Origin of the sequence: Pseudobacillus sp. 179-B 2D1 NHS (genome assembly GCF_045370945.1) — a bacterium.
In the GTDB taxonomy this organism is placed as follows: domain Bacteria; phylum Bacillota; class Bacilli; order Bacillales; family Domibacillaceae; genus Pseudobacillus.
In genome coordinates this window covers 1-15,525 of the sequence record NZ_JBIQDP010000002.1, presented here as the reverse complement: position 1 = coordinate 15,525, position 15,525 = coordinate 1, and the positions used below count along the sequence as shown (strand labels likewise).

The window sequence follows — 15,525 nt, the reverse complement described above, 5'->3', positions numbered from 1 at the left end:
GATTTGGTGCAGTAATACAGTTTTGGCAGGGGGGATTAGGGGAAAACAACAACTTCCTTTTGAAAAAGGTAATTTTGTTTGACTTTCAGTTAAATGTTATTATAGACTTATGTCTGTAAACAAGTTGTTGTACTAGTGTACATTGGATTTCTACTAGTACAGAGCTGACCATAAATCACCCCATCTGAAACATTTGTGCGATACAGAAGATTGAAGGATGGCTTGTTGAACAAGAAAACTATGCACAATAAAAAAGAAAGGATAGGTGGCTTTCATGAGTGCTAAAAAGAAGGCACAATTCGATGCAAAAAAGACACTTGAAATGATTGAAGACCAATTTGAAATGGTCCAGGTTTTAAATGAAGAAGGGAAAATTGTTAATGAAGAGGCGATGCCTAAATTAACTGATGAGCAGTTGGAAGAATTAATGACGCGTATGGTCTACACGCGGATTCTTGATCAACGTTCTATTTCATTGAACCGTCAAGGGCGCCTTGGATTCTATGCACCGACTGCTGGACAAGAAGCATCACAAATTGCTTCTCACTTCGCTTTAGAGAAAGAGGACTGGATTTTACCAGGATATCGTGATGTTCCGCAAATCGTTTGGCACGGCCTTCCTTTATATCAAGCCTTCTTGTTCTCCCGCGGACATTACCACGGAAATCAAATGCCTGAAGGTCTTAACGTACTTGCTCCACAAATCATTATCGGAGCTCAATACATCCAAAATGCCGGTGTGGCACTTGGTTTGAAAAAACGAGGCAAAAAAGCGGTAGCGGTTACATATACAGGAGATGGCGGCTCTTCACAAGGTGACTTCTATGAAGGCATTAACTTTGCTGGTGCGTTTAATGCTCCTGCGATTTTTATTGTCCAAAATAACCAGTTTGCCATCTCAACTCCACGTGAAAAACAAACAGCGGCCAAAACAATCGCGCAAAAAGGGATTGCAGCAGGCCTTCCAAGCGTGCAAGTAGATGGAATGGATCCGTTAGCTGTTTATGCTGTTACCCATGAAGCCCGGGAGCGAGCTTTAAACGGAGAGGGACCAACTTTAATTGAAACGATTTGTTATCGTTACGGTCCTCATACGATGGCAGGGGACGATCCAACACGCTATCGTACGAATGATATGGATACTGAATGGGAGAAGAAAGATCCACTTGTTCGCTTCCGTAAATACCTGGAAGGTAAAGGCCTGTGGAATGAAGAAAAAGAAACGGCTGTAATTGAACGGGCAAAAGAGGAAATTAAAGCAGCCATTAAAAAAGCGGATGAAACACCAAAACAAAAAGTAACAGACTTAATGGCTCATATGTACGAAGAAATGCCTGCAAACTTAAAAGAACAATATGAAATTTATAAAGAGAAGGAGTCGAAGTAAGCCATGGCGCAAATGACAATGATCCAAGCTATTACGGACGCTCTGCGCACAGAACTAAAGAACGACGAAAATGTGTTGGTCTTTGGGGAAGACGTTGGAGTAAATGGAGGAGTTTTCCGAGCAACGGAAGGCCTTCAAAAAGAATTTGGTGAAGATCGTGTATTTGATACACCGCTTGCTGAATCAGGGATCGGCGGTCTTGCTGTTGGACTTGCTCTTGAAGGATTCCGTCCAGTACCTGAAATCCAATTTTTTGGTTTTGTCTATGAAGTAATGGATTCTATCAGCGGTCAGTTAGCCCGCCTTCGTTACCGTTCAGGCGGCAGCTATTCTGCTCCAGTTACGATCCGTTCTCCGTTTGGTGGTGGCGTGTATACACCAGAGCTTCATGCGGACAGCTTAGAAGGACTTGTTGCTCAACAACCAGGTTTAAAAGTTGTAATTCCGTCCTCACCTTACGATGCAAAAGGACTCTTGATTTCTGCGATCCGCGACAACGATCCGGTTATTTTCCTTGAGCACATGAAATTATATCGTTCTTTCCGCCAAGAAGTGCCGGAAGAAGAGTATACGATTCCTCTTGGAAAAGCGGAAGTGAAACGTGAAGGAACAGACCTTTCGATCATTACTTATGGAGCAATGGTTCATGAATCAATCAAAGCGGCGGAAGAGCTGGAAAAAGAAGGACATTCTGTAGAGGTGATTGATCTTCGTACTATTCAACCATTGGATATTGATACGATTGTAGCCTCTGTTGAGAAAACAGGACGTGCCATCGTTGTTCAGGAAGCTCAAAAACAAGCAGGAATTGCAGCTAATGTGGTAGCGGAGATCAATGAGCGCGCTATTTTAAGCTTGGATGCACCAGTGCTACGTGTAGCTGCTCCGGACACAGTTTATCCATTTTCACAAGCAGAGCCAGTCTGGCTTCCAAACTTTAAGGACGTTATTGAAACAGCGAAGAAAGTACTCGATTTTTAATAATCGGTATCGCACAGGGCAGATGATCTCAGGTCTCTTTGAGGCAGGTCTGAGATCTCTCCTAATGTAACGATTGTTGAGAGGATTAACTTAATTAGGAGGGTGAAGACTTTGGCATTTGAATTTAGATTACCTGATATCGGTGAAGGTATTCACGAAGGCGAAATTGTAAAATGGTTCGTAAAAGCGGGCGACAAAATTGAAGAGGATGACATCCTCTGTGAAGTGCAAAATGATAAAGCCGTCGTTGAAATTCCTTCTCCTGTTACAGGAACAGTAGAAGAGGTTTTAGTCAGTGAAGGAACAGTAGCGGTTGTTGGGGACGTTCTTGTCAGAATTGATGCTCCAGGCTATGAGGATTTGCAGTTTAAAGGGCACGGAGACGGAGAAGAAAAGACCGAAGCTCAAGTGCAATCGACAGCTGAAGCAGGCCAGGATGTAAAGAAGGAAGAAGTGCCTGTGCAAAAAGAAGAAGAGGCTACTGGAGCGGGAGCACAGCCAGCTGCAGCAGAAGTAGATCCGAACCGCCGTATCGTAGCGATGCCGTCTGTTCGTAAATATGCACGTGACAATGGCGTAGATATTCGTCAAGTAGCTGGCTCTGGTAAAAATGGCCGCGTATTGAAGGCAGATATCGATAGCTTTGTTGCTGGTGACCAGAAATCTGCAGAAGAACCGGCAGCTAAGCAGGAAGCGGTAGATGTAGAACAGCAAACGAATAAGCAGGAAAGCGCAGCTGCACCTGTTATTCCTGAAGGTGAATTCCCAGAAACACGTGAGAAAATGAGTGGTATTCGCAAAGCGATCGCCAAGGCGATGGTGAATTCTAAACATACAGCACCACATGTTACATTAATGGATGAAGTAGAGGTGACCAAGCTTTGGGCTCACCGCAAGAAATTCAAAGCGATCGCTGAAGAAAAAGGCATTAAGCTGACTTTCCTTCCTTACGTGGTAAAAGCCTTAACAAGTGCACTTCGTGAGTACCCGGCTTTAAACACATCGCTTGATGATAGCACAGACGAAATCGTTCATAAGCATTATTACAATATTGGTATTGCTGCTGATACGGATAAAGGCCTTCTTGTACCAGTTGTAAAAAATGCGGATCGAAAATCAATGTTTACTATCTCAAATGAGATTAATGAACTGGCAAATAAAGCACGCGATGGAAAGCTCTCTCCAGCAGAAATGAAAGGCGCAAGCTGCACAATTACGAATATCGGCTCTGCTGGCGGGCAGTGGTTTACGCCGGTCATTAACCATCCGGAAGTAGCTATTTTAGGCATTGGTCGAATTGCAGAAAAACCGATCGTAAAAAATGGTGAAATTATAGCCGCACCTGTGTTAGCATTATCATTGAGCTTTGACCACCGAATGATTGATGGCGCAACAGCTCAAAATGCGCTTAATCATATCAAGCGTTTATTAAATGATCCAGAACTTTTATTAATGGAGGCGTAATACAATGGTAGTAGGAGATTTCGCAATCGAAACTGATACGATAGTCGTCGGAGCAGGCCCTGGTGGATACGTGGCAGCTATTCGTGCTGCACAGCTTGGACAGAAAGTGACCATCGTTGAAAAAGGAGAACTGGGCGGCGTCTGCTTAAATGTCGGCTGTATCCCTTCTAAAGCGTTACTCACAGCAGCTCATCGTTTTGAGCAGGCTAAACATTCAGATGACATGGGAATTGTAGCTGAAAATGTTACAGTTAACTTTGAAAAAGTTCAAGAATGGAAAGCCAGTGTCGTTAAAAAACTGACTGGCGGAGTAGAAGGACTTTTAAAAGGCAACAAAGTAGAAATTGTCCGTGGGGAAGCTTATTTTGTTGATGCGAATACACTCCGTGTAATGGATGAAAATTCTGCCCAAACATATAAGTTTAAAAACGCAATTGTAGCAACTGGTTCTCATCCAATTGAGATCCCTAATTTCAAATTTTCTGAGCGTGTTATTAATTCAACAGGTGCTTTGGCACTGAAAGAAGTACCGGCTAAGATGGTTGTTGTCGGCGGTGGATATATTGGTGCTGAGCTTTCTACAGCTTATGCAAACCTCGGCACGGAAATAACTATTCTTGAAGGAGCTAACGAGATCTTAAACGGCTTTGAAAAGCAAATGTCTGCTCTCGTTAAACGCAACCTGAAGAAAAAAGGCGTAACGATTGTTACAAAAGCAATGGCTAAGTCAGCCGAAGAAACAGAAAACGGTGTAACCGTTACTTACGAAGTTGGCGGAAAAGAAGAAAAAGTAGAAGCTGATTATGTACTGGTTACAGTTGGCCGCAAGCCAAACACAGATGAACTTGGTCTTGAACAAGCTGGTGTTAAAATCACAGATCGCGGTTTAATCGAAATTGACAAGCAGTGCCGTACAAGCGTATCCAATATTTATGCGATCGGGGATATTGTACAAGGTCCTCCATTAGCTCATAAAGCTTCTTATGAAGGAAAAGTTGCAGCGGAAGCTATTTCAGGCGAGCCTTCTGAAATTGATTATATGGCTATTCCAGCTGTGTGCTTCACTGAGCCTGAATTGGCGACTGTTGGCTACACAGAAGCAGAAGCGAAAGAAGAGGGAATAGAAGTGATTGCAGCTAAGTTCCCATTTGCAGCTAACGGCCGTGCATTGGCGCTTAACAGCACAGACGGATTCGTGAAGCTTGTTACACGCAAGGAAGACGGATTAATTGTCGGTGCTCAAATTGCTGGGTCTGGCGCATCTGATATGATCGCTGAATTAGGACTTGCTATTGAAGCAGGCATGACAGCAGAAGATATCGCTATGACGATTCATGCACACCCAACTTTAGGGGAAATTTCTATGGAGGCAGCTGAGGTTGCTCTTGGCACACCTATCCATATTGTAAAATAAAGATAAAAAATAGAACTGCCCACAGGCAGTTCTATTTTTTATGTCTATTTAGTTAAGAATTTGTCCCTGCAGCCATAAACTGTATTAGGAAACAATAAGAGATAGGCGGAGGGACTATGAATTACTATATTATATTTATTTTCCATTTAATGATTTGGAGCTTTTATACGTTGGCTTCCTGGCTATCCAATGGAGATTCAAAAACATTTCAAGGACTGTTGTTCATTGTTTTTTTCTATATTTGCATGTCAGCCGCCCAAAAAATATTGCATTCCCAGCGAAAAGGGTTTTTTATGACGGTTACTACTTTGCTTTGTTATTGGACAGGCAAACTTACTATTGATCAGCTGCTTCATATCTTTTCTGCTTCTTTTTAAACTTTGTTACACTGAAAGAAACAAATGGAAAGAAGGGAAAAGATGAGAAAATTAACCATTTTAATACTTCTTTTAGTTTTGTCTGGATGCAGCGGACAGAGTGATAAAGAGCAGAAGGAGGCACCACTTGTAGAAAAGAAAGTGATGGGCCAGCCGGCCGAGAAGCAGAAAGATGAAAGGGAAATGAAAGCCAAACAAGAGGCACCACTTTATCGGGTCAACCAGAACAATTGGACAATCGAACCTATCGGCTCAGCCAATCCTAAAGTTGTGCTGCTTACTATTGACGATGCACCAGACAAATACGCATTGGAAATGGCTAAAATATTTAAAAGCGAAAACGTTTCTGCTATCTTTTTTGTAAATGGACAGTTTTTGGAGAACGAGGAAAATAAAAAAATGCTGAAGGAAATAGATCAAATGGGGTTTATGATCGGCAATCATACTTATTCTCATAAAGATTTAAAAAGTTTGTCAGAGGAAGAACAGAAAGAGGAGATTTTAAAAGTGAATGAAATGGTTGAAAAAACTATTGGCAAACGCCCTGTCTTTTTCCGCGCTCCATTTGGCAGTAACACAGATTTTTCGAGACAGCTAATCCGAAAAGAAAAGATGAGTATTATGAATTGGACATATGGCTACGATTGGGAAAAGGAATACATGACCAAAGAAAGCTTATCAGATGTGATGGTGAATACACCAATGTTAACGAACGGAGCAAATATCCTGATGCATGATAGGCAATGGACCAAAGAAGCATTAAGTGTAATGGTTACGGGCCTGCAGGAAAAGGGCTATGAGATCATTGATCCTAAAATGATTGCAACAGAGCAAAATCAAGAGTAAATGGCGGCGGGGGGCCATTTTCGACTTTTATTGCCAGGACTTCCGCAGGCTAATCTGTTTCTGCGCAGAAACAGATTAGCCTGCGGAAAAAATAGATTTTCAGCCGGACAGTGGCTCACCAGTTACAGCTTTATTTATCCCCATTACATAAATGGATATATATGGGGCGTTTGCTGATAGGCCTTATTTAAATAGAGTAGATATCGTTCCATTGAAATAGAGCTTTTATTGTGAAAGATGATGAGCTGTTTTGGATGAGTATTATAGCCACGTGGCAGAAGTGATAATTTTTCTAACTGTTTAAAAGAGGGTCTTGTAGCTGATTGTTTGAGGTAGGCGGATTGACTGCTTCCTGGTTTTCTTCTTTTGTTTAGGGCATGAATGATTTGCGAGGGAGTTTCTATCCCTAAGCCGTGTCCAAAGCATGTGCCATCCTCAAGAACGACAGCATTTTCTCCTCTCCACCAGGAGGTGTTTGGATCAAAGTCAGGATTATTAAAATAAACAACATCTCCGGGCAGGAAATAGTTTGTCTTCACTGTTTCTATTCCAAGAGCAGGATTAGCATGCCAGCTGTATAAATAAATGTTTTGGAAGAAACGGTTAAAAGAATAGTCTCCGATGCTATGTAAAACGGCATGATAATAGATAATCATCTTGGCTGTAGCGCATTCAAATGCATAGAGTGAACTATTCCGATAAATGTCCCGAATAGCTTCGGAGGGCAGTGCGCCGCGCTTTAACTGAAAACCCCCGACTGCTGTCAAATACCAGTACTGAGGATTGCACCGAGATTTTTCAAAGGGCTCAAATTGTGAATCGCCGTCATTCATCTTTCGTGCGCTAGCTATGATGTTTTTTCGTAAACGGATTTCAAATAATAACTCGCTAATAGATTGATAAGAATAAACGTCCGGAGCATCGTTCATTCGTTGAAAAATAATGCTTTCAATCCGATCGGCCGGCCACATGGTGTTTTGGTAAAATGGCATTCCTGATAACTGTATCATGCTCTCCCCCCTTCCCCATTTCCCTATTACTTATACTATTACCTAATGTATTTAGGCTTTATTTTAATATGTCTGCCATTTTTTCTGCGCTGATTTTTATAGGGGAGAGCTAATTATGTATAAATAGCAAAGTTTTTTTGAATAAACGTCCTGCCATTCCCAGTGACGCTATGCCTGTTTAATAAAAGTATATAAAAGGTAAATGTGCCATACAATTTAGGCTTGAAAAATGAAATGTGTTATATTATTATTTATTTAAATTATAAAAGCGCATACAAAATATTTGAAGGGGATGTGTAACATGGGCACAATTATTTGCAAAGCGTGTATGAGCACAATAGAATATTTTGAAGACGAAAAAGTTTCTGTTGCTTATTCTTACTGCGGCTGTGACGAAGAAACTGAGCTGGAGGACTAATTGACGGACAGACCCATTTAATAGATGAAAAAACGCCGAAAGCAGCTGCTTTCGGCGTTTTTTCATCTATTATTAAATAATCGCTTTTCGCTCTTTGATGACTCTTAATGTCTTTAATTCAGAATCTTCGGGTCCCTGGACTGGTAGACCTGCCTCCTGGTTTTTCTGAATATACGTGAGGTTTTCTTCTGTAATAATTTCCCCAGGAATAAAAATCGGGATTCCAGGCGGATAGACCATCACAAATTCAGCGATAATCCGGCCGGCTGACTCCTCAAACGGCACTACTTCAGTTTCGGCATAAAAGGCATCCCTCGGCGATAATGCCAGTAATGGAATATCAGGAAGAAGGACTTTTGTGCGCATCTTTTCTTCGGTTCCTTCAAATACATCAGCCATGTGAGTAAGAGCGCGAAGCAAAAGGTTTGCTTCTTTTTCCGTATCTCCCGGTGTCACAATACAAAGAATGTTATATAGATCTGAAAGCTCTACTTCAATATTATAATTTTCTCTTAGCCAATTCTCTGCTTCGTGTCCTGTAATACCTAGTTGTTTTACATAAATGATCAATTTGGTCGGGTCAAAATCATAAGTTGCTTTTGATCCGAGTATTTCAGCCCCTACACAGTATAAGTTAGGGATTTCATTGATTTGCTCACGAATCGAGTGGGCAAGTGAAAGAGCTTCATCAATCAATTTTTCTCCTTCAGTGGCAAGACGCCTCCGTGCAGCATCAAGAGAAGCAAGCAGCAAGTAAGAAGTGGAAGTTGTTGTTAACATGCTTAAGATAGTTTGAACACGCTTCGTTGGGATAAGCCCTTCTTTTACATTTAAAACAGAGCTTTGTGTTAAAGAGCCGCCAAGCTTATGCACGCTTGTTGCTGCCATATCTGCTCCCGCTTGCATAGCAGACATTGGCAGTTCGTCGTGGAAATGAATATGAACCCCATGTGCCTCATCAACAAGAACAGGTACATTAAATGAATGAGCTATTTCAACAATTTGTTTTAAATCGCCAGAAATGCCAAAGTAGGTTGGATTGATCACAAGCAATCCCTTAGCATCGGGGTGTTCGGTTAATGCTCGGAGAACTGCATCCGTTGTAATGCCGTGGGAAATTCCGAGATCCGGGTCAACTTCCGGGTGGATAAAAATTGGTACAGCGCCAGAAAAGACAATAGCTGTCATGACAGATTTATGAACGTTTCGGGGGACAATAATTTTATCTCCAGGTCCGCAAACGGTCATCACCATCGTCATAATGGCTCCGCTTGTACCTTGGACGGAGAAAAACGTATGATCCGCTCCAAATGCCTTTGCCGCCAAGTCCTGAGCCTGCTGGATCATGCCTTGAGGGTGATGAAGATCGTCAAGGGGTAATATATTAATCAAATCGATAGAAAGAGCATTCTCTCCAATAAATTGGCGAAATTCAGGGTCCATTCCACTGCCTTTCTTATGGCCTGGAATATGAAACTGCACCGGGTTTTTTGCTGCGTGAGCCTTTAAGCCGGTGAACAATGGTGTATCAAATTGTGACAATTTACTTTTCACCTCATTTATTATAACGTATCTAATTGTGCAAGAGCTTTAAAAGCACAAGAAATTATAGCATGTTCATAAAGCTTTGCCTAGCGACCTGGGGAATATGCAATAAGAAATAAAAAAGAATAACGAGGAGGGAGCCGTCGATGGAATATTCATATCCATTTTCACCAGATTGGTCCACAGAGGAAGTGATTGACGTGATTAAATTTTTTGAAGCAATTGAGCGCGCGTATGAAACGGGAATTAGTAGAGAAGAGCTGATGACTGTCTACCGTCGGTTTAAAGAGATTGTGCCGAGCAAGTCAGAGGAAAAGCGGCTGTGCAATGAATTTGAAGAAATAAGTGGATATTCCTCTTACCGCACCATCCAGCAAGTGAAGTCTGCCTCTGCAGATCAAAAAATAAAAATGAGATAGAAACACGTTTTATCTAAAGAATATGTAGCAAAAAAGGCCCTTCTGAAAATGTATTTTAGAAGGGCCTTTTTTGTTTAAGACAATTTATATAGGGGTATTAATTTTACAAATACATCATGAATAAAAGCCACTAACTCGGGGCCGGTCAACTGAATGGCTTTTTCCCTTGGCAAGTGGACACCACAAAGAATTTCCGATTTCTTGATGGATTGGAGGCGCTGGAACAAATGGAGTAATTGCTCATCAGACAAATCTTTCATCTTGGTCGCTTCCGGTTTTCTGTGATCGTCGGACCAGAGAAATTCACCGGGGATGTGTTTTCGCAAATAGGATATTTTCTCCTCAAGAAGAGCACCGATATCTGCTTTATTCGGAGACTCGTCTATCACAGCATACCAAATAAATAAATGTGATTGCCACAATCCAATTTGAAAGTGAGGGTGTTTCTTGTACCCGCGTTTATTGTCAGCAAATGCAACCCATGTATCATTTGGCGGATTTACTGTTCTACGGGCATGCCTAGCGACATGTGGAAACATTTCATTTCCCACCAGGACACTTAGTTCTCCGGAGAACTGATCGCCTAAAAATTCTAGTTTAGGCCGAATCAATGCTTTCAAGGCTGTCATTCTTTCATCTAAGCCAGCGATTTGGAAAACATCAAAATCGGCCTGAGTAAAACCAGTGAAATTCATAAAATATCCTCCTAATGCTTGTTGAAGATATTTTATCATAAAAAAATAAGCAAATAGAAATACTATGCAATAGAAACAAATAAAGCAAAGTGACTTATTAGTTGAGGGAAAGGACTTACTGAAGTATAAATAACAGAAAAATAAAAGGAGTGCTTACAAATGAAACAAGTAATGAATGGGATGCAAACATACACGCAATCAAAGGAGAAATTAGCAGTTATTCGCTTGGAGCTGGACTATGAGCTGGCTGTACTTTACGAGGCGATGAAAGCAAAGAATGACGATCAAATGGAGAAATCAAAGGAGAAGCTGAACATTCTTCGTGAACAAATGCTGAAAATGGAAGCGTAATGAAAAGTAGTTTTATGGGTGAAATGATAATTGATAACGATAAATAAAGAACGGACTCGCTATAAATATTGTGCGGGGCCGTTTTTGTTTTGCAAAAGTAAAGAGATATACTATAATTCTATGTAGGTAGAGGCACGTTACATAATTTTCCACGGTGGAGGAATAGTTATGGTAAATTGGACGGAAGTGGATCAGCAGGTAAAGACGTGGATTATGGAAGCAGGCGCTTCTATACGTGAATCTTTTAAACATTCTTTAAGCATTCACACAAAATCGAATCCGAACGATCTAGTAACAAACATTGATGAAGAGACAGAACAGTTTTTTATTTCCAACATTCGCAAGGCCTATCCTGGCCATTCTATCTTAGGGGAGGAAGGGCAGGGGGATCAGCTTGCTTCCCTGCAAGGGATTGTCTGGATGATTGATCCAATCGATGGAACGATGAATTTTGTGCATCAGCAGCGTCATTTCGCCATTTCAATTGGCATCTATGAAGACGGCATTGGGCGTTTAGGCTATATTTATGATGTGGCTCATGATGAGTTGTATTATGCGGAACGTGGAAATGGAGCTTACATGAATGGAGTAAGGTTGCCTTCTCTAAAAGAGGTGCCGCTCGAGAAAGCGCTTATCGCTGTTAATGCTACCTGGCTCGTAAAGAACAGGTATTTTGACGAAAAGAAGCTTGTGGAGCTAGCGACAACGGTGAGGGGAGCACGTTCCTATGGATCCGCTGCGTTAGAGCTTGCTTATGTTGCATCAGGGAGGCTAGATAGTTATTTATCCATGAGGTTATCTCCTTGGGACTTCGCTGCCGGGAAAATCTTGGTGGAAGAAGTTGGGGGCATAGTAACGAATTTATCTGGAGACAAGTTGAATATGATGGGAACAAACAGTGTTTTTGCGGGAGCTCCGATACTTCATGGACGAATACTAAACGAGTTTTTATTAAAAAAATGAGAATCAAAAAGGATGCAGCTGAGGCTGCATCCTTTTTGATTTATAGAATATATGAGGAGGATGATAGACATCCAGTTAATTAAGGCTATAGTTTTCCGGCTCTTCTCATTTTTGCTTTTGTGGAGAAGCCAAATCCCATAACTGCAACAAGAGCTACTATGCATAAAGCCAGACCTAGTATACTTTGTTCTCCTATAGCAATTCCCATGCCGATCATGCAGGCTGCAGCAGCAACGGCAAAGAATACAAAAATCCATTTAATCTCTTTCACAACAGGAGCCTCCTTTTTCTTTATTGTACAAGATTTTTTGAGGGAGAGAAACCTTTAATATCAATTAGGATTTTAATACAACTTGTGATATAATAATCCAGTTACAAAAGCGACTTTTATGATTTGAAGGTTTTTTATTAGTCAGGAGGAACTAATTTGAATACAAGAAATGATTTAAGAAATATTGCGATCATCGCCCACGTTGACCATGGGAAAACGACTCTTGTTGATCAGCTTCTTAAACAATCGGGTAGTTTTAGAAGCAATGAGCACGTAGAGGAACGCGCGATGGATTCAGGTGATATTGAGAGAGAACGCGGAATCACAATCCTTGCAAAAAATACAGCTATACAATATAAAGATACAAAAATTAATATATTAGATACGCCTGGGCATGCCGATTTTGGTGGCGAAGTAGAGCGTATTATGAAAATGGTGGATGGTGTTTTGCTCGTTGTGGATGCTTATGAAGGGTGCATGCCGCAAACGCGTTTTGTTTTGAAAAAAGCACTTGAACAAAATCTGCGTCCGATTGTTGTAGTGAACAAAATTGACCGTGATTTTGCTCGTCCAGAAGAAGTAGTTGATGAAGTGCTTGAGCTGTTTATTGAACTTGATGCCAACGACGAACAGCTTGAGTTTCCGGTTATTTATGCTTCGGGTATTAATGGAACAGCCAGCACGTCTCCGGATAAGCAAGACGAAAATATGGAGTCTTTATTCGAAGCTATTATTGAGCACATTCCTGCACCGATTGACAACAGCAGTGAACCGCTTCAATTTCAAGTGGCTCTGCTCGATTATAATGACTATGTTGGCCGTATTGGAATTGGAAGAGTATTCCGAGGAACGATTAAAGTTGGCGAACAAGTAGCGTTAATGAAAACCGACGGAACAGTCAAGCAATTTCGTGTAACCAAGCTATTTGGCTTCATGGGGCTTAAGCGAATTGAAATTCAAGAAGCCAATGCTGGTGACTTAATTGCTGTTTCAGGAATGGAAGATATTAATGTGGGTGAAACAGTATGTCCGGTTGATTACCAGGAAGCTCTTCCTATCCTTCATATCGATGAGCCGACACTGCAAATGACCTTCCTAGTAAATAATAGTCCGTTTGCCGGCCGTGAAGGAAAGTTTGTTACTGCGCGGAAAATTCAAGAACGACTTGAAGCTCAATTGGAGACAGATGTAAGTCTTCGGGTGGAAGACACGGATTCACCTGACGCCTGGATCGTTTCCGGACGCGGAGAACTGCATTTATCGATTTTGTTGGAAAACATGCGCCGGGAAGGCTTTGAAATTCAAGTTTCTAAGCCACAGGTTATTGTGAAAGAGGTTGACGGGGTACGTTGTGAGCCGGTTGAACGAGTTCAAATTGATGTGCCTGAAGAATATACTGGTGCTGTTATTGAATCATTAGGCTCGCGCAAAGGTGAAATGCTTGATATGATTAATAATGGAAATGGCCAAGTTCGTTTAATCTTCATGGTTCCTGCCCGTGGATTAATTGGCTACACTACAGAATTTTTAACAATGACCCGCGGTTATGGAATTATCAACCATACATTTGACAGTTATCAGCCAATGCAGCCGGGACGTGTAGGCGGACGCCGTCAAGGTGTACTTGTCTCCATGGAAACCGGAAAAGCTTCTCAGTATGGAATTATGCAAGTTGAAGACCGTGGAACGATCTTCGTAGAACCTGGAACAGAAATTTATGGCGGAATGATTGTTGGCGAACATACGCGCGAAAACGACTTAACTGTAAACATTACAAAAGTGAAACAAGCAACCAACGTGCGATCTGCCACAAAAGATCAAACAACTACAATGAAAAAGCCTCGCATTATGTCGCTTGAAGAAGCACTTGAGTATTTAAACGATGATGAATATTGCGAGTTAACGCCACAATCTATTCGTTTGCGTAAAAAAATTCTGGATAAAAATGAACGGGAGCGGGCAGCGAAAAAGAAAAAATACGAAGAAATTTAACTTGTAAGGGAGAGATAGGGAGTGGAAGGATTAGAACACGTCAGCCCGCTGCTAGGAGCCTTGATTAAAGGGGTTGGAGGAACCTATTGGGCGGTAAGAATTTACTGGCTGGCTATTATATTGCTTTGTGTTCTTGTCTATAACCTCGGTTTTGCTAAGAAATTATCCTTGGTAAAAAATATTGTTGTGTATGTATCGCTCATTATCGGGTCGCTGCTGTTGCTCATCCTGTCTTACCAGCTGCCTGTTGTAGAGAGTCTAATTGTTGCCGCCCTTGTGCTCGGTATCTATAAGTTCAGACTCAAGATGCATAAGGAAGAGAACCAAAATTAAAAGGACCAGCTGATGCGGTCCTTTTTTTATTTGTCGCGACTGAAAAACCTGCTTATAAAATTTCCTGCTCCTTGCCTGAACGATAAATATGAAACTTGCCGGTAGCGATCCGTGCTCTTGTCCTCTCAGCGATCCGTTCGTTACATTCAATACACATATACGTATGAATGGGCCGGTTTCTTAACCGTTTGGCAACGGGGAGCTGATCATCAATTGTTTCAATTTTTTCGCATAAAATACATTTAACTCTCACTTCAGCTACCTCCAGCTTTTTTTGTTCATTATATCATGAGTGGCATCCGAGCGTCTCTTCAGGGGCGGAAAAGGAGAGATATAAATTCGGCAGGGAGAACCGGGTCATGTATAATAAAGAGAAAGGGAGGGGATGAATGTGGCTAATCGAGTAGAAACTTATTTAATACCGGCCTTATTTGAAGCGTTGCAGGAAGACCGGCTCGTTACTATTGCTACTATTGACGAGGAATCCGGTCATCCAGCTGTTCACGCCATTTCCTGGATTCGTGCATTAGATGAACATACTTTGCGCATTGCAGTGCACAGCCACTCACGTATGGTGAGAAACCTTAAGCATCATCCTGCTGTTGCGGTTCATTTATTAGCAAATGAATCGGCCTATGCTATATCAGGAACAGGAAAAATCCTTACCGAAAAAGCAGCAGGCATACCTGTTCAAACAGCGATAATTGAAATTTCCGTATCGGAAATCCGCGATGTAATGTTTTATGGATCAAAAGTTATCTCGGAACCAAGACATGAAAAAACATACGACGAACAAGCGGCAAAGAAGTTAGATAACCAGGTGCTGGAGGCATTACAAAAAAGAGCTGATTTATAAATCAGCTCTTTTCAGTTTGTCGACAAAAGGGGTTCGGAATAGTCTTATTCCGAACCCCTTTTGATTTTTCGGTAGTTTTAAAGCCATTCGAGAGAAAGATAGACCTCTCCGAGGTCATCATTTAAGCCATTTCTGGTTCTCGCCAAGTCCAGCTGGCCATTTTCTTGAGATTCATGGCAGCGAAAGTAAGCATCGCTTGCATC

The 15,525-nt window shown here is 41.5% G+C and carries 18 protein-coding genes; 13 read left to right on the top strand and 5 right to left on the bottom strand.

Features of this window, described 5'->3' with window-relative positions; genetic code table 11:
* Window positions 1–274 precede the first annotated feature (274 nt).
* The 6 genes from pdhA (at window position 275) to ACH0BF_RS02415 (ending at window position 6,469) form a co-directional block, all read left to right on the top strand.
* A complete protein-coding gene (gene pdhA, locus ACH0BF_RS02440) occupies window positions 275–1,387 on the top strand; it encodes a pyruvate dehydrogenase (acetyl-transferring) E1 component subunit alpha (RefSeq protein WP_120036986.1) in 1,113 nt (370 codons plus the stop codon).
* A gap of 3 nt (window positions 1,388–1,390) precedes the next feature.
* Complete coding sequence (locus ACH0BF_RS02435; protein ID WP_120036988.1) at window positions 1,391–2,368, top strand: alpha-ketoacid dehydrogenase subunit beta; 978 nt, start codon at window positions 1,391–1,393, stop codon at window positions 2,366–2,368.
* A 111-nt stretch (window positions 2,369–2,479) separates the two neighbouring features.
* Complete coding sequence (locus tag ACH0BF_RS02430; RefSeq protein ID WP_120036989.1) at window positions 2,480–3,832, top strand: dihydrolipoamide acetyltransferase family protein; 1,353 nt, start codon at window positions 2,480–2,482, stop codon at window positions 3,830–3,832.
* Between the two features lie 4 nt (window positions 3,833–3,836).
* The gene (lpdA, locus tag ACH0BF_RS02425) at window positions 3,837–5,246 is read left to right on the top strand and encodes a dihydrolipoyl dehydrogenase (protein ID WP_120036991.1); all 1,410 of its coding nucleotides are present in this window, start codon (window positions 3,837–3,839) and stop codon (window positions 5,244–5,246) included.
* A gap of 116 nt (window positions 5,247–5,362) precedes the next feature.
* On the top strand, window positions 5,363–5,623 hold the full coding sequence (locus ACH0BF_RS02420) for a hypothetical protein (RefSeq protein WP_120036993.1): 261 nt from the start codon (window positions 5,363–5,365) through the stop codon (window positions 5,621–5,623).
* A gap of 42 nt (window positions 5,624–5,665) precedes the next feature.
* Entirely contained in the window at window positions 5,666–6,469 is an 804-nt protein-coding gene (locus tag ACH0BF_RS02415; RefSeq protein ID WP_340854852.1) for a polysaccharide deacetylase family protein, read from the top strand.
* A gap of 143 nt (window positions 6,470–6,612) precedes the next feature.
* On the opposite strand, the gene ACH0BF_RS02410 is transcribed toward ACH0BF_RS02415, so the two are convergent.
* Window positions 6,613–7,479: a protein-glutamine gamma-glutamyltransferase gene (locus ACH0BF_RS02410; RefSeq protein ID WP_406908792.1), complete on the bottom strand. Its 867-nt coding sequence runs from the start codon at window positions 7,477–7,479 to the stop codon at window positions 6,613–6,615.
* 301 nt (window positions 7,480–7,780) lie between these two features.
* On the opposite strand from ACH0BF_RS02410, the gene ACH0BF_RS02405 reads away from it, so the two are divergent.
* Entirely contained in the window at window positions 7,781–7,897 is a 117-nt protein-coding gene (locus tag ACH0BF_RS02405) for a GapA-binding peptide SR1P (protein WP_120036999.1), read from the top strand.
* A gap of 72 nt (window positions 7,898–7,969) precedes the next feature.
* Here ACH0BF_RS02405 and ACH0BF_RS02400 read toward each other — a convergent pair whose 3' ends face one another.
* Window positions 7,970–9,439, bottom strand: coding sequence for an aminotransferase class I/II-fold pyridoxal phosphate-dependent enzyme (locus ACH0BF_RS02400; RefSeq protein ID WP_120037001.1), 1,470 nt, complete (start codon window positions 9,437–9,439; stop codon window positions 7,970–7,972).
* A 149-nt stretch (window positions 9,440–9,588) separates the two neighbouring features.
* Here ACH0BF_RS02400 and ACH0BF_RS02395 point away from each other — a divergent pair, with 149 nt between their 5' ends.
* Window positions 9,589–9,861 (top strand): UPF0223 family protein, encoded by a 273-nt coding sequence (locus ACH0BF_RS02395; RefSeq protein ID WP_340854846.1) that lies wholly within the window; start codon window positions 9,589–9,591, stop codon window positions 9,859–9,861.
* Window positions 9,862–9,935: 74 nt separating this feature from the next.
* Here the strand turns inward: ACH0BF_RS02395 and ACH0BF_RS02390 are convergent, their stop codons facing one another.
* A complete protein-coding gene (locus ACH0BF_RS02390) occupies window positions 9,936–10,556 on the bottom strand; it encodes a YktB family protein (RefSeq protein WP_340854844.1) in 621 nt (206 codons plus the stop codon).
* Between the two features lie 159 nt (window positions 10,557–10,715).
* On the opposite strand from ACH0BF_RS02390, the gene ACH0BF_RS02385 reads away from it, so the two are divergent.
* Together ACH0BF_RS02385 and ACH0BF_RS02380 are read left to right on the top strand one after the other, a co-directional pair.
* A complete protein-coding gene (locus tag ACH0BF_RS02385) occupies window positions 10,716–10,907 on the top strand; it encodes a hypothetical protein (protein WP_120037007.1) in 192 nt (63 codons plus the stop codon).
* Window positions 10,908–11,075: 168 nt separating this feature from the next.
* On the top strand, window positions 11,076–11,870 hold the full coding sequence (locus tag ACH0BF_RS02380) for an inositol monophosphatase family protein (RefSeq protein ID WP_120037009.1): 795 nt from the start codon (window positions 11,076–11,078) through the stop codon (window positions 11,868–11,870).
* Between the two features lie 85 nt (window positions 11,871–11,955).
* Here ACH0BF_RS02380 and ACH0BF_RS02375 read toward each other — a convergent pair whose 3' ends face one another.
* Window positions 11,956–12,141: a YlaF family protein gene (locus tag ACH0BF_RS02375; protein WP_120037011.1), complete on the bottom strand. Its 186-nt coding sequence runs from the start codon at window positions 12,139–12,141 to the stop codon at window positions 11,956–11,958.
* Between the two features lie 156 nt (window positions 12,142–12,297).
* Between ACH0BF_RS02375 and typA the strand changes: the two genes are divergently transcribed.
* Together typA and ACH0BF_RS02365 are read left to right on the top strand one after the other, a co-directional pair.
* Window positions 12,298–14,133, top strand: coding sequence for a translational GTPase TypA (gene typA / locus ACH0BF_RS02370; protein WP_340854840.1), 1,836 nt, complete (start codon window positions 12,298–12,300; stop codon window positions 14,131–14,133).
* Between the two features lie 21 nt (window positions 14,134–14,154).
* Window positions 14,155–14,466, top strand: a complete 312-nt coding sequence (locus ACH0BF_RS02365; RefSeq protein ID WP_406908790.1) for a YlaH-like family protein — start codon at window positions 14,155–14,157, stop codon at window positions 14,464–14,466.
* A 52-nt stretch (window positions 14,467–14,518) separates the two neighbouring features.
* Here ACH0BF_RS02365 and ACH0BF_RS02360 read toward each other — a convergent pair whose 3' ends face one another.
* The gene (locus ACH0BF_RS02360; RefSeq protein WP_340854838.1) at window positions 14,519–14,719 is read right to left on the bottom strand and encodes a YlaI family protein; all 201 of its coding nucleotides are present in this window, start codon (window positions 14,717–14,719) and stop codon (window positions 14,519–14,521) included.
* Between the two features lie 132 nt (window positions 14,720–14,851).
* Between ACH0BF_RS02360 and ACH0BF_RS02355 the strand changes: the two genes are divergently transcribed.
* Entirely contained in the window at window positions 14,852–15,322 is a 471-nt protein-coding gene (locus tag ACH0BF_RS02355) for a pyridoxamine 5'-phosphate oxidase family protein (protein WP_340854836.1), read from the top strand.
* Window positions 15,323–15,525: the final 203 nt, after the last annotated feature.